The sequence below is a fragment of the Streptomyces sp. NPDC021096 genome (assembly GCF_040641275.1).
Classification (GTDB): Bacteria; Actinomycetota; Actinomycetes; order Streptomycetales; family Streptomycetaceae; genus Streptomyces.
Window position 1 is genome coordinate 107995 of sequence record NZ_JBFADG010000011.1, and the last position, 20032, is coordinate 128026.

Genomic DNA, 20032 nt, shown 5'->3' on the forward strand with positions numbered 1-20032 from the left:
GGAGTCCACTTGTTGCGTCTTGAAGCGGTGAGCAAGCGCTACGGCAGAGGCGATTGGATTCTCAGGGACGTCGATGTCGAGGCCCCCGCCGGCGAAGTCGTGGCGTTCGCGGGCGGAAACGGTTCGGGAAAGTCGACGCTGCTGCGCATAGCGGTCGGGCTGTCCCGGCCGACGCGCGGCGCGGTGGCCGGGCGGCCCCCGGTCATCGGCTACGTCCCCGACCGCTTCTCCCCCAACGAGCGCATGTCGGCCGTGGCGTATCTGACGCACATGGGCCGCGTCCGGGGGCTGACCACGTCGGCGGCCTCCTCACGGGCCCACCGGCTGCTGGACCGGCTGGCGCTGGTGGGCGGCAAGGAGGCGCCGCTGCGGAGCCTGTCGAAGGGCAACGCGCAGAAGGTCGCGCTCGCCCAGGCCCTGCTGGTCGAGCCCGGGTTGCTCGTCCTGGACGAGCCGTGGTCGGGGCTGGACGCCGACGCCCACGGCGTCCTGGCCGAGATCATGACCGAGGTGTCCGAGGGCGGGGGCACGGTGCTGTTCACCGACCACCGCGAGTCGGTCACCCGGGCCCGCGCCTCCCGGACCTACACCGTCACCGAGGGGCGGGTCTCCCTGCGCGGTCCGGAGCCGGCGGCGGCCGCGTACCGGCCCGCCGCCGACGTCGTCCTGTCCGGCCCACAGACGGGACCCGCGCCCCAGGACCTCCCCTGGGAGGCGCTGGACGGCGTGCTGGCGGTGAGCCGCCAGGCCACGCGGGTCACGATGACCGTGGCCCGCGAGGCCACCGACTCCCTGCTGTACACCGCCCTGCAGCACGGCTGGTCCGTCCTGCAGGTGACGGGCACGGCCCACGACGACCGCACGACCGACGCCACCCTGAACGGAGGCCTGCGGTGATCGCGCTCATCCGCTACACCTTCTCCACCGTGCTGCACACGCAGCGCTATCTCGCCCCGGTGCTCCTGTTCACGGGGCTGATGGGCGTGCTGACCGTCAACGGCAGCGGCCCGCTTCCCCCGGCCTACGCCTCCTCCGCCGGCGCGCTGTTCGTCTGCTCGACGTGGCTGACCATCGCGCTGATGAGCCTGGACGACGCGACGCAGCGGGCGATCGTCGTCGTCAGTTCCGGCCGGTCCCTCAAGGTTCTGCTGGCGGTGATCGGTACGGCTCTGCTGAGCTGTCTGGCCCTGATGGTCTTCGGACTGTTCTTCCCGCTGTGGGTGGGCAGTTACGACGTCACGCCGGTCGACCTGCTGCTGGGCATGGAGGCGCAGCTCACCTGCGCGCTGGTGGGCATCGCCATCGGTGTGCTGTGCTCGCGGCTGGTCTTCCGGCGGCAGGGGTACGCGCTGGTGGCCGCCCTCGCCCTGGTGATGGGCGCGCTCTTCGCCAAGGGGATGCCGCCGGTCAACCGGCTGTTCAACCTGATGGCGACGTCGTCGGACTCGGCGGAGCTGCTGGCACCCGCGGGCGGCATGCTCGCGATCGCCGCCGCGGTCCTGGCCGCGTTCACGGCCGTCGCGCAGTACGTCGCCGCCCGCAAGGAGTGAGCTCCGCCCCGCCGGGTCGCGGTCCGGGCGGCGCAGAATGGGGGGCATGACTGAGAGCAAGATGCCTGACTGGGAGAAGCGCTTCCGGGCGCCGCGGGTGGGGCTGCCGAAGTGGGCCAAGGGCGCTCCGGACCGTTCGCTGTTCACCTCCAACGCGACGGGGACCTTCGAGCTGTACGCCTGGGACCGGGCCACGGGCGAGCAGCGGCAGGTCACGGACCGGCCGAACGGGACGTCGGGCGGGAAGCTGTCGCCGGACGGCGAGTGGATCTGGTGGTTCTCCGACACCGACGGCGACGAGTTCGGCGTATGGGTGCGCCAGCCGTTCCACGGTGGGCGGGACGAGCCCGCCGCGCCGGGCCTCGAGCCCTCGTACCCGGACGGGCTGGCGCTGGGCCGCGACGGCACGGCGGTCATCGGCCGGTCCACGGACAAGGGCGGCTCGACGGTCCACGTCGTGCGCCCGGGCGGCGAGCCGGTGGAGATCTACCGGCACCAGCAGTCGGCGGGCGTGGGGGACCTGTCCCACGACGGTTCTCTGATCGCCGTCGAGCACACCGAGCACGGCGACGCCATGCACTACGCGATCCGGGTCGTCACGACCGACGGCTCGGTCGTCGGCGAGCTGGACGACACCCGGGGCGGCACCGAGGAGCTGGGCCTGGCCGTGATGGGGTTCGCGCCCGTCGACGGGGACTCCCGGCTGCTCGTCGGCCACCAGCGGCGCGGCCGCTGGGAGCCGATGCTGTGGGACGCCGTCACGGGCGAGGAGACGGTGCTCACCGTCGACCTGCCGGGCGACCTGGACGCGGCCTGGTTCCCGGACGGCAGTGCCCTGCTGGTCGACCACAGCTACCAGGCGCGCAGCGAGCTGTGGCGCTACGAACTGGCGGACGGCCGGCTGACCCGCCTGGAGACCCCGGCCGGGACGGTGTCGGGGGCGCTGCCGCGGCCCGACGGGACGGTGGAGTTCCTCTGGTCCTCGGCCGCCAAGCCTCCGGTGGTGCGGTCCACGGCCGGGCACACGGTGCTGAGCGCGCCCGCGGTGTCCCACGGCATAGCGCAGGCGCCGGACTCGGTGCCGGTGTCCGACATCTGGGTCGACGGCCCGGGCGGCACGGTCCACGCGCTGGTGCAGAAGCCCGCGGGCCAGGGGCCGTTCCCGACGGTCTTCGACATCCACGGCGGTCCGACGTGGCACGACAGCGACGCGTTCGCCGCCGGGCCGGCGGCCTGGGTGGACCACGGGTTCGCGGTCGTGCGCGTCAACTACCGCGGCTCCACGGGCTACGGGCGGGCCTGGACGGACGCGCTCAAGCACCGGGTCGGGCTCATCGAGCTGGAGGACATCGGGGCGGTGCGGGAGTGGGCCGTGGCGTCGGGGCTCGCGGACCCGCAGCGGCTGGTGCTGGCCGGCGGGTCGTGGGGCGGCTATCTGACGCTGCTCGGCCTGGGAACCCAGCCCGGGGCATGGACGCTGGGGCTCGCGGCCGTGCCGGTCGCCGACTACGTCACGGCGTACCACGACGAGATGGAGGTGCTGAAGGCCCTGGACCGCACGCTGCTCGGCGGCACCCCGGAGGAGGTACCGGAGCGGTTCGCGGCCTCGTCACCGCTGACGTACGTCGACCAGGTGCGGGCGCCGGTCTACATCTCCGCCGGGATGAACGACCCGCGCTGCCCGATCCGTCAGGTGGAGAACTACGTGGAGCGGCTGGAGCGGCGCGGGCATCCGCACGAGGTGTACCGCTACGACGCGGGGCACGGCTCGCTGGTGGTGGAGGAGCGGATCAAGCAGCTTCGGCTGGAGATCGCTTTTGCGGAGCGTCATCTGGGCCGTCCGGACCGGGCGTGATGCCCAGCGCCAGGTCCCTGGCGGCCTCGGCCTCGCGGCGGTAGAGCCGGACCCACATGAAGGCGACGAAGCCCGCGAAGACGAACCACTCGCCGGTGTAGCCGAGGTTCTGGAAGGCCTTGAGGTCCAGGCCGCTGTTGGGGGCGGCGGCCGCGGGCACCGCGGTCAGGGGGGCGGCCGCCTCGCTCACGGTGATCCACGCGTCGTACACCCCGTACGGCACGAGGTTCACCAGCGAGGCGGCGCTGATCACGCCGAGCTGTCCCTGCGGCAGCCCGCCGGAGGTCCGCACGCCCTTGGAGGAGGGGCTCTCCGAGGCCTGGAGGGCGCCGGCCACGGTGACCCGGCCGGACGGCGGGGCCGGGATCTTCGCGGTGTCGTCCTTCGAGCCGGCGTCGCCGGGCAGCCAGCCGCGGACGACGGGCAGGGCCTTGCCCGCGTCGGTGCGCAGCAGGGTCAGGACGTAGAAGCCCTTGCGGGCGTCCAGGTCCCGGTCGGGTACGAGCAGTTGGTGCCCGGTGTCGTAGCGTCCGGTCGCCGTGGCCCGGCGGCCGGAGGTCTCGGTGCTCACGGGCAGCAGATCGGCCAGCGGCGCGGAGTCGGCCGTGCGGGCCGCGTCGGCCTGGGTCTGCTGGTCGCGATGGGAGTCGACGCGCGTTTCGAAGCGGCTGAGCTGCCAGCTGCCCATGAACAGGCACACGGGGATGGCCAGCACCGCGAAGACGTTGATTCCCCACCAGCGGGGAGTCAGCAGGAACCGATACACACCACCACGGTACGGGCAACGCCACGACAGCCGTCCGGCGGGGCGGCGCGGGGCTACGGTGCCGGGTTCGCGGCCAGGGCTCCGGTGCGGTAGATCGTGCCGGCGCAGGCGTCGGGGATCGTCGTGTCGGCGGCCTTGGGCTCGCCCGCGTCCGGGGTGTGGCTGAGCACGACGCTCGCCGGGGGCTTGGCCGGGGCGGTGTCCTGGGTGGTCTGCGTGCCCTCCTCGGCCTTGGCGGCCGTCCCGGACTCCGGGGAGGAGGGGCTGGCCGGCGGGGCGGCAGAGGGGGCCGTGGGCTTGGAGCAGCCGCTGGGGCCGCCGTCGGCGGACGGGACCCAGGCGAACTTGATCTCGTACGCCTGGCCCGGCTGGAGGATCACCTGGGTCGGTTCGGTGGCCGGGTCGGGCAGGCCCGTCGCCGCGTCGCCGACCGTGTGGTCCACGACCGTGACCCGCGAGCTCTCGGCGCTGCCCTGGGCCTGGGCGGCCACCACGCCCGCGCTGCCGGCCACGGCGCAGACGGTGCTGGAGACGTTGACGACGCGGAAGGCGCCGTAGACGCGGCCGTCCTTGTCCGCGGGGGCGACGCTGCCGGCGCCCTTGCCGAGCTGTTTGCGGTCGCAGGTGGGCGAGGACGCGGCGAGCGTGGGGCCGGGGGCCGGGGCGGCGGCGCCCGGGGAGCCCGTGGGGCCGGCGGTGCTGCCGTCCTTCCTGCCCTCCTCGCCGTGCCGGTCCTCCTCGTGGCTGCCGGCGTCCGGCCCGGCGGTGCTCTCCCCGGGCCTGCCGTCCTCGTCGCGGCCGCCGTGCCGTCCGTCGGACATCTCGTGCGTGCGCTGGCGGCTGCTGGCCGCGTTGGCCGGGCGGTCGTCGGCGGTGCCGACGGTCGTGGCGACGTGGATGAGCGCGGGCATGGCCGCGATCCCGAAGATCACCGCGGCGGCGACGCCGACGGCGGCCTGCCGTCGGCGGGTGCGCCGGGCCGGCACGGCGCGGCGCAGCTGCTCCAGCGCGTCGGTGGAGGGTTCGAGGTCGCCGACGGCTCCCTGCAGCAGGCGGCGCAGCGCCTGCTCGTCGAGGTCGGCGCCGGGCAGGGGGGACGAGTGACAGTCGCCGTCGCGGTGACCGTCGTGGCTGGGGGGGTGGCTCATACCGGCGCCTCCATGGCGACCCGGAGCGCCGCGATGCCGCGCGAGCCGTATGCCTTGACCGAGCCGAGCGAGAGGCCCAGGGTCTCGGCGACCTGGGCCTCGGTCATGTCGGCGAAGTAGCGCAGGACGAGGACTTCACGCTGGCGGCGCTGAAGTCCACGCATGGCTTTGATCAATTGGTCGCGCTCCAGCTGTTCGTACGCCCCTTCCTCGGCGCTCGCCATGTCGGGCATCGGCTTGGACAGCAGCTTCAGCCCGAGGATGCGGCGACGGAGCGCGGAGCGGGACAGATTGACGACGGTCTGCCGCAGATAGGCGAGGGTCTTTTCCGGGTCGCGCACGCGGTTGCGCGCGGAGTGCACCCGGATGAAGGCTTCCTGCACCACGTCCTCGCAGGAGGCCGTGTCGTCGAGGAGCAGGGCTGCGAGACCGAGCAGCGACCGGTAGTGCGCCCGGTAGGTCTCGGTGAGGTGGTCGACTGTGGTGCCCGCTGCCATCGCCTGGTCAGCGTCCCCCCACGGCGACGCCGTCGGCGGGGCCATCGGAGCGGACGCCGGCGAGGTGGCCGGGGCGGCGGACGCCGGGGACGCCTGCGGGGGGATCTGGGACCAGGGAGCGATCACCGGCATACCGCCCGGTGTGCCGGAACGCGGGCGCACCGCGGCGCTGCCGCGCCGCGGGACGGTTGCGATGCTGATGACCTCTGCCACGCCTGTTGGACACGCTTCCCCCCGTCAGGGTTGTACGCGCTAGGCATCGCGGTTGCGATTGACGACGCTTCGCCGGACGACGCGCCCCTTGCCCTCATGCGTACCAGCTCTTCCTAATGCCCCGGTTTTGGTACCGCCGCGAGAGACGGCAACAAAGACGCTCCCCACCTCGGCCGCGGTTGCGGCGGGACAGGGAGCGAATAGTCGAACAGATCATCTGCCCAGTTCAAGAGGTCTGGACCAACGAGTTGATCACAGAACCTTCACACATCCCCCATGTATTCCCCAGTATCACCGAGCGGTCAGCTCCGCCGCCACGACTTCCGCGATCTGTGCCGTGTTGAGCGCCGCGCCCTTGCGGAGATTGTCGCCGCAGACGAACAGCTCCAGCGCACGGGGGTCGTCCAACGCGCGCCGCACCCGTCCCACCCACGTCGGGTCGGTGCCCACGGCGTCGGCCGGCGTGGGGAACTCGCCCTCGGCCGGGCTGTCGCACAGCACCACCCCCGGCGCGTTGGCCAGGATCTCGTGCGCCCGCTCGACGGTCACCTCGTTCTCGAAGCGCGCGTGCACGCTCAGCGAGTGCGTCGTGATCACCGGTACGCGCACACAGGTCGCGCTCACCCTCAGCTCCGGCAGCCCGAGGATCTTGCGCGACTCCGCGCGCACCTTGAGCTCCTCGGAGGACCAGCCGTCCGCCATCAGCGAGCCGGCCCACGGCACCACGTTCAGCGCCACCGGCGCCGGGAACGGCCCCGTCGCGTCGCCGACCGTGCGCCGCACGTCGCCGGGCCGCGTGCCCAGGTCCGTACCGGCCACGGCCGTCAGCTGCGCCCGCAGCGCGTCCACGCCGGCCTGGCCGGCGCCCGAGACCGCCTGGTACGAGGAGACGACCAGCTCGCTCAGCCCGAACTCCGCGTGCAGCGCGCCCACCGCGACGATCATCGAGAGCGTGGTGCAGTTGGGGTTCGCGATGATGCCGCGCGGGCGGACCCGGGCGGCGTGCGCGTTCACCTCGGGGACCACCAGCGGAACGTCCGGGTCCATCCGGAACGCCGCCGAGTTGTCCACGACGACCGCGCCCTTGGCCACCGCGATCGGCGCCCAGCGCGCGGCCACGTCGTCGGGCACGTCGAACATCGCGACGGCGACGCCCTCGAACGCCTCCTCGCTCAGCGCGACGACCTCGACCTCCTCGCCACGGACGGTCAGCTTCCGCCCCACCGAGCGCGCGGACGCGATGAGACGGATCTCGCCCCAGATGTCCGCGTGCCGGGAGAGGATCTCCAGCATGACCGTCCCGACGGCGCCGGTGGCGCCGACGACGGCGAGGGTGGGCCTGGCGGTACGGGCGTCCGTACCGCCGCCGAAGCCGCGGCCACCCGGCAGGCCCGGCCCCCCGCCGGCGGCGGGCGGGCCGAAGCCCTCCGGGTGGGCGGCCGTCATCGGCCGGTGCCGCCGTACACGACCGCTTCGTCGCTCTCGGTGTCCAGACCGAAGGCGGTGTGGACGGCCCGCACGGCCTCGTTCACGTCGTCGGCGCGCGTGACGACCGAGATGCGGATCTCGGAGGTCGAGATCAGCTCGATGTTCACGCCGGCGTTCGACAGCGCCTCGAAGAACGTCGCGGTGACGCCCGGGTTGGTCTTCATGCCCGCGCCGACCAGCGAGATCTTGGCGATCTGGTCGTCGTAGCGCAGCGAGTCGAAGCCCACGCGGGACTTCGTCTTCTCCAGCGCCTCGATCGCCTTGCGGCCCTCGGTCTTCGGCAGCGTGAAGGAGATGTCCGTCAGGCCCGTGGAGGCCGCCGAGACGTTCTGCACGATCATGTCGATGTTGATCTCGGCGTCCGAGATCGCCCGGAAGATCGTCGCGGCCTCGCCCGGCTTGTCCGGCACCCCGACGACCGTGACCTTCGCCTCGGACGTGTCGTGCGCGACACCCGAGATGATCGCCTGCTCCATCGGCTGGTCCCCTTGCGGTTCGTTGCTGACCCAGGTGCCGCGCAGCCCGGAGAAGGACGAGCGGACGTGGATCGGGATGTTGTAACGACGTGCGTACTCGACGCAGCGGTGCAGCAGCACCTTCGAGCCGGACGCGGCCAGCTCGAGCATGTCCTCGAACGAGATCCACTCGATCTTGCGGGCCTTCTTCACGACCCGCGGGTCGGCGGTGAAGACTCCGTCGACATCGGTGTAGATCTCGCACACCTCGGCGTCCAGCGCCGCCGCCAGAGCGACGGCGGTGGTGTCGCTGCCGCCCCGGCCCAGGGTGGTGATGTCCTTCTTGTCCTGGGACACGCCCTGGAAGCCGGCCACGATCGCGATGTTGCCCGCGTCCACGGACTGCTGGATGCGGCCCGGCGTGACGTCGATGATGCGCGCTTTGTTGTGGACCGAGTCGGTGATGACTCCGGCCTGGCTGCCGGTGAACGACTGCGCCTCGTGACCGAGGTTTTTGATCGCCATCGCCAGCAGGGCCATGGAGATCCGCTCTCCGGCGGTCAGCAGCATGTCGAACTCACGTCCGGCAGGAATCGGGGAAACCTGCGCGGCGAGATCGATCAACTCGTCCGTCGTGTCGCCCATCGCGGAAACCACGACGACCACCTGGTGGCCGTTCTTCTTGGCTTCCACGACTCGCTTGGCGACCCGCTTGATGCCTTCGGCATCGGCAACGGAGGAGCCTCCGTACTTCTGCACGACAAGGCCCACGTGCGCTCCTCGCAGCTATACATATGCGTAATGCGGTCGGGACCGAGTCTAACGAGCGGCCCGACCCGGCCACGCCGGTGTCACATGGTGAGATTTCCGGTCGTAGGCCGTCAGTCGGCGAATTCCTTCAGCTCCTCGGTCTCCAGCACGATGCCGACGGGGTCGGGGAGCTCGACGCTCTCGCCGAAGGACCGCACGATGATGCTGCGGTACTCGCCCTTCTTCGGCTCCGTGTGCACGGTGACCACGCACCGCTCGCGGTCGACGAGGAGATACACGGGGATGCCCACAGCTGCGTACCCGTCACGCTTCTCCCACCGGTCTCGACGATCGGTGTCGGAATCGCGCGAGGTGATCTCGACCGTCATCAGCACGCCCCTGGGGTCGGCCCACTCTCCCTGGCCGGCGAAGTGCTTCCGGGGCGTGAGGGAGCCGTCCGGGCGCGCCCGGCCCCTGCGGTACGTCTCCACCTTCAGCCCCTGCTCAAGGTAGAGGCGAAGATCCGGTCGCTGCTGCATGCACTGCTCCAGCAGCCACATGGCGATCTCGCCGTGGTTACCGTCCGGCACCGGCTTGACCTCTACCTTTCCGTTGATGAACTCAAGCCGGACGGTCTCCGGCGCCCCGCGGTCGAGCTCCTCGAAGTCCTCTACGGAGATCTCATGGCGGGCGGGCATCGGGATCATGGCGTCGCCTCCTCCCCTCCATGGTGCCCTCACCAAGGGCGGCGCGGTCATGTACGCGCCTTACGGGCGATGCCCGCCGCAGCGCGGAGGACGTCGACGCGCCGTGTGACCTCCTCGGGCGGCAGGGCTGACCAGTCGTCCTGCCCGTCGCCCCAGGGGTCCTCGGACAGAAAGGTCTCCGGGATGTCCGGGGGAACCTGCGCACACTTCGCGCACTCTCCGTCCCCCATGGCAGTGGCGATATCCACATTGCTGCAGCAGATGCACGCCTGCATGCCCGTACCCACATACGAGGGCGGCGCGGAGTGGTCGTTGTAGGCCGGTACGGGCCGCGGGGGCAGAGGCGGCATTTTGGTCTCCAGTCGCTTGCGTACGAAGCCGGCCGGGCTGTGGATCTGCGACGGCAGCCCGGCCGTGACCGCCGCCACCAGCTGTTCCGTGGTGATGTGGCGGCTCAGCCACTCCGCCGCGAGGGGTTCGAGATGGGCGCACTCGGCGGCCGAGAGTGTCAGCCGGGGGTCCGTACGCCCGAGGGAGGCGAGGGCGCGGTACGCGCGTGAGGCGCGCGGGGCAGCGGCGGGTACGGGCTCGGGTTCCGGCTCGGGGGCGCCCTCCGCGGGCACCTCGCCGCGCTCGAACCGCTTCCACCACTCCCCCGAGCGGGCGGTCCGGGAGAAGAACGTCCGCGTCACCCAGCGCACGCCGCGCTCTGTGACGGCAGCCACCTGGCGATAGAACACGTGCCCGGCATCCTTCAGGCGCCCCAGCGCCGTCCGGCACGCCAGTTGGCCGTAGTCCGGCAGGACTTTGGCCAGCGTCTTCGCGTCCATCGCCGCCCCTTCGGGCAGCCGGTCGATGAACGCGGCGATGGCCGCCTCACGCCTGGGCAGGTGTGCGAAGTCGTCGCCGGTGGGCGGGGCCTGGTCGGGCGCGTTGCGCTTGCCGAAGCCGGGATTGGCCATGGGGTGTGCGGGGGCGGGCAGGGCAGCACTAAGGTTGGCAACAGCCACGGATCGACTCGCATTCGATCTCGGAGGTCAGACCCCGGTTCGGTGTTGTCAGCACCGGCCGGGGTTGTTTGTTGCTCGCACGCTAGGGCGTCGGTACGCCGCGTCGCAACCCGATCACGCAAAGTCATGCCGCTTGTGGTAAAGGCGACTTGGGGGTGGGTGGGTGGGAGATAGCTCCTACCGCCCATTCCTTGAAAGCAGCGCTCGGGTCTCGGAGCTCGGAGCGAACCTCAGAAATGCCGCCCAGGCGGCGGGGGTTACGCCGAGTCTCGGAGCTCGGGGGTCGAGCTTCGAGTCACGTATGTGGACGGTGCCGGGGCAGGCGGCGACCTCGACGCAGTCGCCCCCTTCGCCGCCGCTGCGGCTGGACTTCCGCCAAGCAAAGGCAACTTCGACGCAGGCCTCACCACCCTCGTCGCTGTAACTGGACTTGAACCATCGCAGTTTCATAGTTCTCCAAGCACCTTCTCCAGCAGTCTCGCCGAGTCATTCGGGGTGAACGCCTGTGAGCGCAGGATGGCATAGCGCATATTCAGGTCCGAGACGTCCCTCGGCTCGGAGAGCATCACGCTGCCCTTCTGCCCCTCGAAGTACACGATGCGCTGCTGCTCCTGGGCCTCCAGCACGTACATGGATCCTGCGAGGCCCGCGTGGGTCTCGCTCCGAGTCGGCATGACCTGAAGGTCGATATTGCGGAGCTGTGCCAGCTCAAGCAAATGCCGCAACTGGCCGCGAAGCACCTCCCTGCCCCCGATCCACCTCTCGAGCGTGACCTGTTCGAGAACAGCGCTGATCACCGCAGGCGGCGTCCGGTGAAGCAACTGCTGGCGTTCCATGCGGGCCGCCAATCGCCGCTCGATCTCATCGTCGTCGAGCAGCGGTCGTCCACTCCGGAACACCGCCCGCGCGTATTCCTCGGTCTGGAACAGCCCGGGAATCACATGGTTCTGGTAAATGCCGAGCGAGGCGCACTCCGCCTCGTACTGCGCGTACTCCTCGAACCAGTCCGGGAACTTGCTCTGCACGATGTGCTCAGCCGCACTCCGCAACAGCCCACCCGCGTCGCACAACAACTCGGCGGCATCGATGAGTTGGAGCTGCGGCCTCCGCCGCCCCTGCTCCACCGACTTCACCAACTCCACCGAGTACCCGGCCTCCTGGGCCAGTTGCTCCCGGCTCACCCCCGCCCGCTTGCGCCAGCCCATCAGCTGACTGCCGAACATCCGCATGGTCGCCGACCTGGTCTGCGCTTGCCTGTCGCCCGACATGTTTCTCCCCTCCGGCCATTCCCCGCCGGCCGCGTCTCACACGCAGGTTAGACACGATCACGCATCGTGTTCGCGGTAAGAGCACAAATCACCCCGCGAGCCGGGCGCGAGCGACCGCACGCCGTCGCGCGTTCGGCGCCGGGCACCGACAGTGGAAGGAGGGCGGCTCTGGGAGGCAGCGATGATGTACGACCGCAAGGCCGAGGCGGACATGCGGCTGTATTCGGAGAAGAAGGCGGCCGAGCTGGCGCAGAAGCGCCGCGAGGCCGAAGCCGAGGAGGCGCGGTCCCGGGCCGATGCCGAAGCCGCTGAGGAGACGGACGTCGAAGAAGACGCCGGGCTCGACGACAGCGGAACGGAATCGGCCCGCGGCCGGGGGGTCAGCTCCCCAGGGACCTGAGCCCCAGCGGACCGCCGATCTCCGCCGCCATGACCCGCCCGGCCTCCTCGGCCAGCTGCTCGTCGGCCACCGCGTCCGTGTCGAGCCCGTCGAGCTCGTCCAGCGGCTGGTCGAGCCGTACGTGCGCGACGAGGGACTGCAGGGCGCGCAGGCAGGCGGAGGCGGTGGGGCCCCAGTTGGAGAGGTAGGAGAACTGCCACCACCACAGGGCCTCGCTGACCCGGCCGTCGCGGTAGTGGGCCATGCCGTGCCGCAGGTCGGTGATGATGTCGGCGAGGTCGTCGGAGATGCGCGACGCGACGGGCGCGCTGCGCGGGACGTAGGGGTCGAAGACCTCGGAGTAGACGTCCACCGGGTCGAGCATGGCCGCGAACCGCTCGCGCAGCTCGTCGACGTCCGGCTCGGGGCCGACGTCCGGCTCGTAGCGCTCGTCCGGCAGGAAGTCCTCGTGCGCGCCGAGCCGGCCGCCGGTGAGGAGGAGCTGCGAGACCTCCAGCAGCAGGAAGGGCACGGCGCTGTCGGCCGCGTCGCCGCGGGAAACCTCGGCGACGGCCACGATGAAACTCTCGATCGAGTCGGCGACCGATACGGCGAAGTCGCCCGGGTCGCGCTTGGCGTCGTGCAGCGTTGCGTCAGACATCGAGAAGTCGTCTCCCTTCGAAGGCACGCCCGAGCGTGACCTCGTCGGCATATTCAAGATCTCCACCAACAGGCAGACCACTGGCCAGCCGTGTGACCTTCATCCCCATCGGCTTCACCATGCGCGCGAGGTACGTGGCCGTGGCCTCGCCCTCGAGGTTGGGGTCGGTGGCCAGGATCAACTCGGTGACCGTGCCGTCCGCGAGCCGCGCCAGCAGCTCACGGATGCGCAGGTCGTCCGGGCCGACGCCCTCGATGGGGCTGATGGCCCCGCCGAGCACGTGGTACCGGCCGCGGAACTCTCGCGTCCGTTCAATGGCGACGACGTCCTTGGGCTCCTCCACGACGCAGATGACGGCGGGGTCGCGGCGCGGGTCCTGGCAGACCCGGCACCGCTCCTCCTGCGCCACGTTGCCGCAGACCGCGCAGAACCGGACCTTGGCCTTCACCTCGGTCAGCGCGTGGGCGAGCCGGCGGACGTCGGCCGGCTCGGCCTGGAGGATGTGGAACGCGATCCGCTGGGCGCTCTTGGGCCCGACGCCGGGCAGCCTGCCCAGTTCGTCGATGAGGTCCTGGACTACGCCTTCATACACGGATCGGGTTCTCCTTCTGCGATTGTCGGGGGCTCAGCCGCGGGTCAGAACGGCAGGCCGGGGATGCCGCCGCCCAGGCCCTGGGCGAGCGGGCCGAGCTTCTGCTGCTGCAGCTGCTGGGCGCTGGCGTTGGCGTCGCGCACGGCGGCGAGGACGAGGTCCGCGAGCGTCTCGGTGTCCTCGGGGTCCACGGCCTTGGGGTCGATGACCAGGCCCTGCAGCTCGCCGGCGCCGGTGACGGTGGCCTTCACCAGGCCGCCGCCGGCCGAGCCGTCGACGAGCGTGCGGGCCAGCTCTTCCTGGGCCGCGGCGAGGTCCTGCTGCATCTTCTGGGCCTGCTGGAGCAGCTGCTGCATGTTGGGCTGGCCACCACCGGGGATCACGGATTCGCTCCTGGCTGTCGACAACTATTTGCTTCGGTAGCCCGAGCCTACGTGCTCCCCGCGCGGCGCGCCCTACGCCGCAGGAACGAGAAAGGGAGCGCCCTGGAGCGTAGGAGGCGCTCCCCCGTCCGGCACCGGCCCGCTACTCGTTGGCGATCTCTTCGATGACCGTCGCGCCCAGTTCGCGGACGATCAGGTCATGGCCGGTGAGGGCGCTGTCGACGAGGTCGGGGTCGTCCTCGGCGGGTACGTCGTCCTCCGGGGCGACCGGCGGCGGCTCCGGCTCGCGGTGCTGCTGCGGGGGCCCGGCCGGGGGTGCGGACGGCGCCGGGCGCTGCTCCGGACCGGGGGCGGGGGGCGTGGCGGGCCGGGGGGCGGCCGCGGGGGCCGGAGGGGAGTAGGCCGGCGGGGCGTAGGAGGCGGCCGCGGGGGCACCGCCGCCGAAGCCACCGCCGCCGGGATTGCCGCCCGCGGAGGGGTCGACGATCATTTCGGTCTTCCACTGCACGCCGAGGTCGCCCAGGGCCTGCCGCAGGACGTCCTCGCTGCCGCTGTTGGTGAAGCTGTCGCGGGCTCCGGGGTTGGAGAAGCCGACCTGCAGGGTGGTGCCGTCGAAGCCGGCGACCTGGGCGTTCTGGCTGAGCAGGATCCACGTGAAACGTCGGCGGCCCTTGACCGCCTCCAGGATGTTCGGCCACATCTGCCGGGCCTGCGTCGCGTCGCCCTGCGGGGCGGCGGACGGGCCGCCCGCGTGCGGGGCGGCGGCGGGCGCGGGGGCCGGGGCCTGCGGTGCCGTGGCGGCGGTGGGCCAGGCACCGGCCTGGGGGGCCGCGGCGGGGGCGGAGGCGGCGGGCTTGGCGGCCGTGGGCCAGGCGCCCGCCTGGGGCGCGGGGGCGGCGGCCGGAGCCGCGGGGGCGGCCGCGGAGGGCCAGGCACCGGGCCGGGAGCCGGCCTCGGCGGGCGGCGCCTCCTGCGGCGCGGCGGGGGCCTGCGGGGCCACGGGGGCAGGAGGTGCCTGCGCGGCGACGGGAGCGGGCGCGGGCGCCGGGGCGGGCGTGACCGCCGCACGGGCCGCGGCGGGCCCGGAGAGGCCCGCGGGCAGGCCTGCACCGGCTCCGCCGGGCGCGTGGGCCTCGGGCCCCGGTACGTACCCCATGGCCGGAGCGCCCGCGGGGGCCGCGGCGGCGAATCCGCCGCGCTCGAGCCGGTCGAGGCGGGCCCGTACGGAGCGCTCGTCGTCGAAGGCGGCGGGCAGCAGCACGCGGGCGCAGATCAGCTCCAGCTGGAGCCGGGGCGAGGTGGCGCCGCGCATCTCCGTCAGGCCCTCGTTGACGAGGTCGGCGGCCCGGCTGAGCTCCCCGGGGCCGAAGACGGAGGCCTGGGCCTGCATGCGCTCCACGACGTCGACGGGGGCGTCGATGAGCCCCTTCTCGGCGGCGTCCGGCACGGCGGCGAGGATCACCAGGTCGCGCAGCCGCTCCAGCAGGTCGGCCACGAAGCGCCGGGGGTCGTTGCCGCCCTCGATGACGCGGTCGACGACCTCGAAGGCGGCGGCGCCGTCGCCCGCCGCGAAGGCGTCGACGACGGCGTCGAGCAGCGAGCCGTCCGTGTAGCCGAGGAGGGACGTCGCCATGGCATACGTCACACCGACCTCGGTGGCGCCCGCGAGCAGCTGGTCCATCACGGACATCGAGTCACGCACGGACCCCGCGCCGGCCCGCACGACCAGCGGCAGCACCCCGTCCTCGACGGGGATGGCCTCCTGCTCGCACACCTGGCCCAGGTACTCGCGCAGGGTGCCCGGGGGCACCAGGCGGAAGGGGTAGTGGTGGGTGCGCGAGCGGATCGTCCCGATGACCTTCTCGGGCTCGGTGGTCGCGAAGATGAACTTGAGGTGCTCCGGCGGCTCCTCGACCACCTTCAGCAGGGCGTTGAAGCCCGCCGAGGTGACCATGTGCGCCTCGTCGATGATGTAGATCTTGTAGCGGCTGGAGGCGGGCCCGAAGAAGGCCTTCTCGCGCAGCTCACGGGCGTCGTCCACACCACCGTGGGAGGCGGCGTCGATCTCGATGACGTCGATCGAGCCGCGGCCGTTGCGTGCGAGGTCCTGGCAGGACTGGCACTCCCCGCAGGGGGTGGGCGTCGGCCCCTTCTCGCAGTTCAGGCAGCGCGCGAGGATGCGCGCGCTGGTCGTCTTGCCGCAGCCTCGCGGCCCGCTGAACAGGTAGGCGTGATTGACCCGGTTGTTGCGCAGCGCCTGCTGCAACGGGGTGGTGACATGCTCCTGCCCGATGACCTCGGCGAAGGACTCGGGGCGGTAGCGGCGGTAGAGCGCGAGGGACGACACGCCTACGACGATATCGGGCCCCACTGACAAGTGGCCTCGGTCACAGATCCCGGCCTCCCGCCGGCCCCGGAAACCCGCCCGGAAACACAAGGGCCCCCCACGTACCCGCCAGAGCCCACTTACCCTTGCTGCCTTCCGGCCCTGGGGGAGTTGGGTGAGATAGCGCCACGTGAGGGGCTTACCCCCACCCTAGCCGATCCGGGGCGGTGCTCGCGCCGCCTCCCCCACCTCCGGAGAAGGCGTTCGCGAGCACCCCTCGACGTCTTGTATTGTTTGCGGCGGAGGATTCGCCTAGAGGCCTAGGGCGCACGCTTGGAAAGCGTGTTGGGGGCAACCCCTCACGAGTTCGAATCTCGTATCCTCCGCCAGTGCCTCACCGGGCACAAACCGAAGGGCCCCACCGTTCGCGGCGGGGCCCTTCGGCGTTCCCTGCCTTAACTTTCCACCTCAGTCGGTCTTCAGTTCGCCCCCAGCGGCCCCCAGAGCGCTCCGCCGACCTGGCCGGCCACCTTCCGGAGCACCGGGCCGGTGGCATGCCCGCACCAGGCCCGCATCCAGGCCACCCCTCCCGCCCCCCATGGTCGCGTCGACCTCCGCATCCGGGACGCCGAGGATCAGCAGGACGACCACAGCGGTGTGACGTGCATCACTAATCAGCCCGGCGGCCCACCCGTCGGCGAGGCGAAGACGTATCCCTTGCCCTCCCTGCGTCTCCCGATGCCGGACACGGATCTTAATCAGCGGATCGGGCGCCGACCGTGCCCCGCCGGCGCGGGATTTGGTGCTCTTGTGCTCACTACGAGTCTGCCGCCGCCACGGACAGTAGCCCGACTTCCGGCCGCAGAGACGCCACCGCAGCCGTGCGCGTACCAGGGCCGCAGCCGGTTCCTGCGGATGCGAACATCCCCCGCGTCCAGGTCCACGTCCCCCAGTGCGGTCCCAGGGACTCTTCGATCACGTAGGGCTCGATGTCCTCCTCTTCGAGTCGCGGCGCGTTGGCGATCTCAGCGGCGTTGGTGGGGACGCATCCACGCCGCACCGCCTCTCCCGAGAGCGACCCGGCCAGTGTGCGGTGGACACGCACATCGACCTCGTACCCGTCGCACGTGCTCTCGGAGACGTACAGCTTGGCGACGTTCTCGACCAAGTGCCCGAGCCAGGCCTGGACCGGCCGATTCCGGGGGCGATGCGCGGGATGCCCGAGACGCTGAAGAGCACCGTTCCTTGCATCACGCAGTGGACCGGGGAATCCCCCGCGAAGGTGCACGTCGTGGAGCGACGCGGCCGTGCGGCGTACGCCGACGAGCGACCCTACGACCGGGATACTAAGGGTGCTCTGTGGCGCCAGATCCCCTCCACCCTGGGGAAGGGGAAAGCCTAACTTCGGGCGCGGTTCACGCCCTGCGCCAGCGGCTTGCCATGGCCAACGCGCTCTGCCAGGTCTGCGGAAAGTCCGCCGACCATGATGACCGGGGAGTTCTCTGACCGTCGGGGGAGGCATCCGACGCCCCGAACTCCTGACCCAAAGCTCTACCCCCACCTCAGACGACGCCACGTCGTTCTCCGCGTCCAGTCCTGGACCCGCGCAGGAGTCCACGGCGCCCTCCACCGCCCAGGTCCCCAACCGGTAGCCATCGACGCCACGGGCATCCCCTTCACCCGCCATCCGCTGGATCACCGCCGCTCAACTCGTCGTTGCGCTGGACCGCTTAGCCCTCATCGACACCACCGAGGAGTGAGTTGCAACTTTCTCTACTTGGTTCAACGCCCCCGCCACGCAAGCACGGCGAGGCGCGCCCCGGCGGCCAGGCCCGACTCCCGCCTCCGCCCGGCCCAACCGCCGGCCGCCAGGGGCGGACCAGGGAGAAACCCTCTAGGGCTGAGGCGGCCGGCTCCACGGCTTTAGGCAGCCACCATGGGGCAAGCCTCCAAGATCGGGGGCCCACTCGCACCACAAGCGGGGCAGGTCCACAGACCGCCCAAGTCACGGAAGCTCACGGCCCCGTGGTGGTCTCCACAGCCGTCGACCCTGAGCCTGGTCGCCGGCGTCCCCGCCTCCGATGAAGCCCTTGCCGTGATCTTGGTTCACTTAAAGCCCCCAGGGGCAGCGTCTCTCGTACAACTCCCGTTCCGCCCCCACACCGGCATACGTTGGTGGATCATAGAAGTCGGGGTCCATCCCTCCAACAGCGGCAGAACTGACCAGACAGGAATCTGATCTTGGATCGCATCACCGAGGGACTCGTTAAACAGTTCCAGCAGGAACGCGGCCTCCGCAATCTGGACACCTCAGAGGCTTTTGAAGATTTCGCCGGATTCTGCGTACTCAGCAGCTTCTTCGAAGACGAGTTCGACCCTGAAGAATTCAGAATGGGTGCAGGCGGGGATCTCGGAGTGGACGTTGCCGGCATCATCATTAACGGCGATCTACTCCTGGATGCCGCTGACGTGAGGGCGGCGGTCTCGCAGGCCAAGTCCTTAGACGTTCGATTTATTATCGTTCAAGCAAAAACAAGCCAGGGGTTCGAAGCCAAAGTCTTCACTGAACTAGCAGACAATCTCACGGAGCTATTCACGGCCGACATTCTAGGCTATCCAGCATCTCCCGAGATCCACAACCTTCGCGAATGCATCGATGCAATTTATGCCGACATTGGAAAGCTTTCTCGCGGCCTTCCCGCCCTTTCGGTTCGATACGCATCGACGGGCATCTTGGGCGACGCGATGCTGAACGCTAAGCGGAAATCGGCAGCAAAGCGCCTAGACGAGACCAACTTCTTTAGCGAAGTGGATGTATCCGCCATTGGCGCCCGAGAGCTCCGCGAGTTGCATCAGCGCGCCACTGCCGCGGTCTCCGCCGAATTCTCCATGCCGAAGCGGATCACCCTTCCGAAGATTCCGGGCGTCGAGCAGGCATTTCTCGGAGTAATTCCCGCCAAGACACTGGCGGACATTATCACGGACCCCGGGGGAGGTATCCGAAAGACTCTATTTTTCGAAAACGTACGCGACTTCCAAGACTACAATCCGGTCAATGTCGAGATCCAGCAAACCGTGAGGGACCCAAACAGGCGGGACCGCTTCGCCGTCCTTAACAACGGAATCACAATCGTCACCCGGGAAATGACGCTGGCGGGTGACGACATACACATCCGGGACTTCCAGATCGTAAACGGTTGCCAGACCTGCCATGTGCTATTCGATGAGAAGGCGAATCTAACCGACGGAATCAACGTAAATGTAAAGATTATCCAGTCACGAGAAGAAGATGTGATCACGGGAATCACAACGGCAACCAACAGGCAAACCGCCGTGACCGATGAGGATCTTCAGGCGCGAGAGGTATTCCATAAGGAGCTTGAGGGCCTATTCCAGTCTTTCCCTGATGGTGAACGACTGTACTACGAGAGGCGCTCGCGCCAGTACAGCTCTCAGCAGTCCATCGAGAAGACGCGGATTGTCACCAGGTCACTCCTCACTCGAACCTTCGCCTCGATGTTCTTGAATGAGCCATCACGCGCCGGCCGGTATTATAAGGAACTCAAGGAAACCAGACACGAAGATCTCTTCCAGGGCAATCAAAGTACACTCGCATACTATACGAGTGCAGCCGCTTCATACAGGATCGAGTGGCTCTTTAGAAACAAGAGAATTGACCGATCCTACACGCCTGCAAAGTATCAACTCCTGATGGCAATCAAGATCTATCTGATCGGCTCAGGGAATCTTCCACAAGGCGCCAGGCTGGCCGATCGCGAATGCAAGAAGATCCTCGATACTGTTTGGAACCCAGGTGCGGCAGAGGACCTTGTTCAGCATCTACTCCCGGCTGTGGATGCGGCAGCGAAACTCGAAGATCCGTCAGGCATGCTCACCCGTGACACCGTGCGCACTCAGCGCTTCGCAGAGAACTTGCGTCGTGAAGTATCGAAGCTGCCAGGTGCCAGCACGAAGAAGTAATCG

At 70.0% G+C, this 20032-nt stretch carries 18 protein-coding genes, 1 tRNA gene and 1 other RNA gene; 6 read left to right on the forward strand and 14 right to left on the reverse strand.

Features of this window, described 5'->3' with window-relative positions; all coding sequences use genetic code 11:
- Nucleotides 1-12: 12 nt before the first annotated feature.
- From AB0G59_RS17235 to AB0G59_RS17245, 3 genes are all read left to right on the forward strand, one after another.
- On the forward strand, nt 13-897 hold the full coding sequence (locus AB0G59_RS17235; protein ID WP_360912491.1) for an ABC transporter ATP-binding protein: 885 nt from the start codon (nt 13-15) through the stop codon (nt 895-897).
- The gene (locus tag AB0G59_RS17240; RefSeq protein ID WP_360912375.1) at nt 894-1550 is read left to right on the forward strand and encodes a hypothetical protein; all 657 of its coding nucleotides are present in this window, start codon (nt 894-896) and stop codon (nt 1548-1550) included. Before AB0G59_RS17235 ends, AB0G59_RS17240 begins: the two co-directional genes overlap by 4 nt.
- Before the next feature lie 61 nt (nt 1551-1611).
- Nucleotides 1612-3405, forward strand: a complete 1794-nt coding sequence (locus tag AB0G59_RS17245; RefSeq protein ID WP_360912493.1) for a prolyl oligopeptidase family serine peptidase — start codon at nt 1612-1614, stop codon at nt 3403-3405.
- Here the strand turns inward: AB0G59_RS17245 and AB0G59_RS17250 are convergent.
- From AB0G59_RS17250 to AB0G59_RS17290, 9 genes are all read right to left on the reverse strand, one after another.
- Nucleotides 3341-4171, reverse strand: coding sequence for an SURF1 family protein (locus tag AB0G59_RS17250; RefSeq protein WP_360912377.1), 831 nt, complete (start codon nt 4169-4171; stop codon nt 3341-3343). The genes AB0G59_RS17245 and AB0G59_RS17250 overlap by 65 nt on opposite strands.
- A 53-nt stretch (nt 4172-4224) precedes the next feature.
- Nucleotides 4225-5319 carry a hypothetical protein gene (locus tag AB0G59_RS17255; protein WP_360912379.1) on the reverse strand — a complete coding sequence of 365 codons (1095 nt, stop codon included), beginning with the start codon at nt 5317-5319 and terminating at the stop codon, nt 4225-4227.
- Nucleotides 5316-6029: a SigE family RNA polymerase sigma factor gene (locus AB0G59_RS17260; protein WP_360912381.1), complete on the reverse strand. Its 714-nt coding sequence runs from the start codon at nt 6027-6029 to the stop codon at nt 5316-5318. Before AB0G59_RS17260 ends, AB0G59_RS17255 begins: the two co-directional genes overlap by 4 nt.
- A gap of 291 nt (nt 6030-6320) precedes the next feature.
- Nucleotides 6321-7475, reverse strand: coding sequence for an aspartate-semialdehyde dehydrogenase (locus AB0G59_RS17265; RefSeq protein WP_360912383.1), 1155 nt, complete (start codon nt 7473-7475; stop codon nt 6321-6323).
- Complete coding sequence (locus tag AB0G59_RS17270) at nt 7472-8743, reverse strand: aspartate kinase (protein WP_071963893.1); 1272 nt, start codon at nt 8741-8743, stop codon at nt 7472-7474. Before AB0G59_RS17270 ends, AB0G59_RS17265 begins: the two co-directional genes overlap by 4 nt.
- Before the next feature lie 110 nt (nt 8744-8853).
- Nucleotides 8854-9429: a Uma2 family endonuclease gene (locus tag AB0G59_RS17275; protein WP_360912385.1), complete on the reverse strand. Its 576-nt coding sequence runs from the start codon at nt 9427-9429 to the stop codon at nt 8854-8856.
- A gap of 47 nt (nt 9430-9476) precedes the next feature.
- On the reverse strand, nt 9477-10439 hold the full coding sequence (locus AB0G59_RS17280) for a hypothetical protein (RefSeq protein WP_360912387.1): 963 nt from the start codon (nt 10437-10439) through the stop codon (nt 9477-9479).
- A gap of 177 nt (nt 10440-10616) precedes the next feature.
- Nucleotides 10617-10889, reverse strand: coding sequence for a DUF397 domain-containing protein (locus tag AB0G59_RS17285; protein ID WP_360912389.1), 273 nt, complete (start codon nt 10887-10889; stop codon nt 10617-10619).
- Complete coding sequence (locus tag AB0G59_RS17290; protein WP_360912391.1) at nt 10886-11707, reverse strand: helix-turn-helix transcriptional regulator; 822 nt, start codon at nt 11705-11707, stop codon at nt 10886-10888. Before AB0G59_RS17290 ends, AB0G59_RS17285 begins: the two co-directional genes overlap by 4 nt.
- 181 nt (nt 11708-11888) lie before the next feature.
- Between AB0G59_RS17290 and AB0G59_RS17295 the strand changes: the two genes are divergently transcribed.
- Nucleotides 11889-12107 (forward strand): hypothetical protein, encoded by a 219-nt coding sequence (locus tag AB0G59_RS17295; protein WP_360912393.1) that lies wholly within the window; start codon nt 11889-11891, stop codon nt 12105-12107.
- On the opposite strand, the gene AB0G59_RS17300 is transcribed toward AB0G59_RS17295, so the two are convergent.
- The 5 genes from AB0G59_RS17300 to ffs form a co-directional block, all read right to left on the reverse strand.
- Complete coding sequence (locus AB0G59_RS17300) at nt 12088-12747, reverse strand: DUF5063 domain-containing protein (RefSeq protein WP_360912395.1); 660 nt, start codon at nt 12745-12747, stop codon at nt 12088-12090. The genes AB0G59_RS17295 and AB0G59_RS17300 overlap by 20 nt on opposite strands.
- Entirely contained in the window at nt 12740-13339 is a 600-nt protein-coding gene (gene recR / locus AB0G59_RS17305; protein ID WP_071963900.1) for a recombination mediator RecR, read from the reverse strand. The genes AB0G59_RS17300 and recR overlap by 8 nt, the downstream gene beginning before the upstream one ends.
- Nucleotides 13340-13383: 44 nt before the next feature.
- Nucleotides 13384-13722, reverse strand: coding sequence for a YbaB/EbfC family nucleoid-associated protein (locus AB0G59_RS17310; protein ID WP_360912397.1), 339 nt, complete (start codon nt 13720-13722; stop codon nt 13384-13386).
- Nucleotides 13723-13864: 142 nt separating this feature from the next.
- Complete coding sequence (locus tag AB0G59_RS17315) at nt 13865-16069, reverse strand: DNA polymerase III subunit gamma and tau (protein ID WP_360912399.1); 2205 nt, start codon at nt 16067-16069, stop codon at nt 13865-13867.
- A gap of 86 nt (nt 16070-16155) precedes the next feature.
- Nucleotides 16156-16250: signal recognition particle sRNA small type (gene ffs, locus AB0G59_RS17320), an RNA gene on the reverse strand.
- Nucleotides 16251-16349: 99 nt separating this feature from the next.
- On the opposite strand from ffs, the gene AB0G59_RS17325 reads away from it, so the two are divergent.
- Nucleotides 16350-16437, forward strand: a tRNA-Ser gene (locus AB0G59_RS17325).
- A gap of 1852 nt (nt 16438-18289) precedes the next feature.
- Entirely contained in the window at nt 18290-20029 is a 1740-nt protein-coding gene (locus tag AB0G59_RS17330; protein ID WP_360912401.1) for an AIPR family protein, read from the forward strand.
- The last annotated feature ends 3 nt before the right edge of the window (nt 20030-20032 follow it).

Excerpts from the sequence above, each read along its gene's own strand:
- AB0G59_RS17285 (WP_360912389.1), bottom strand. The coding sequence starts at position 10,889 with ATGAAACTGCGATGGTTCAAGTCCAGTTACAGCGACGAGGGTGGTGAG.
- AB0G59_RS17300 (WP_360912395.1), bottom strand. The coding sequence starts at position 12,747 with ATGTCTGACGCAACGCTGCACGACGCCAAGCGCGACCCGGGCGACTTC.
- AB0G59_RS17290 (WP_360912391.1), bottom strand. The coding sequence starts at position 11,707 with ATGTCGGGCGACAGGCAAGCGCAGACCAGGTCGGCGACCATGCGGATG.
- AB0G59_RS17255 (WP_360912379.1), bottom strand. The coding sequence starts at position 5,319 with ATGAGCCACCCCCCCAGCCACGACGGTCACCGCGACGGCGACTGTCAC.
- AB0G59_RS17275 (WP_360912385.1), bottom strand. The coding sequence starts at position 9,429 with ATGATCCCGATGCCCGCCCGCCATGAGATCTCCGTAGAGGACTTCGAG.
- AB0G59_RS17245 (WP_360912493.1), top strand. The coding sequence starts at position 1,612 with ATGCCTGACTGGGAGAAGCGCTTCCGGGCGCCGCGGGTGGGGCTGCCG.
- AB0G59_RS17295 (WP_360912393.1), top strand. The coding sequence starts at position 11,889 with ATGATGTACGACCGCAAGGCCGAGGCGGACATGCGGCTGTATTCGGAG.
- AB0G59_RS17265 (WP_360912383.1), bottom strand. The coding sequence starts at position 7,475 with ATGACGGCCGCCCACCCGGAGGGCTTCGGCCCGCCCGCCGCCGGCGGG.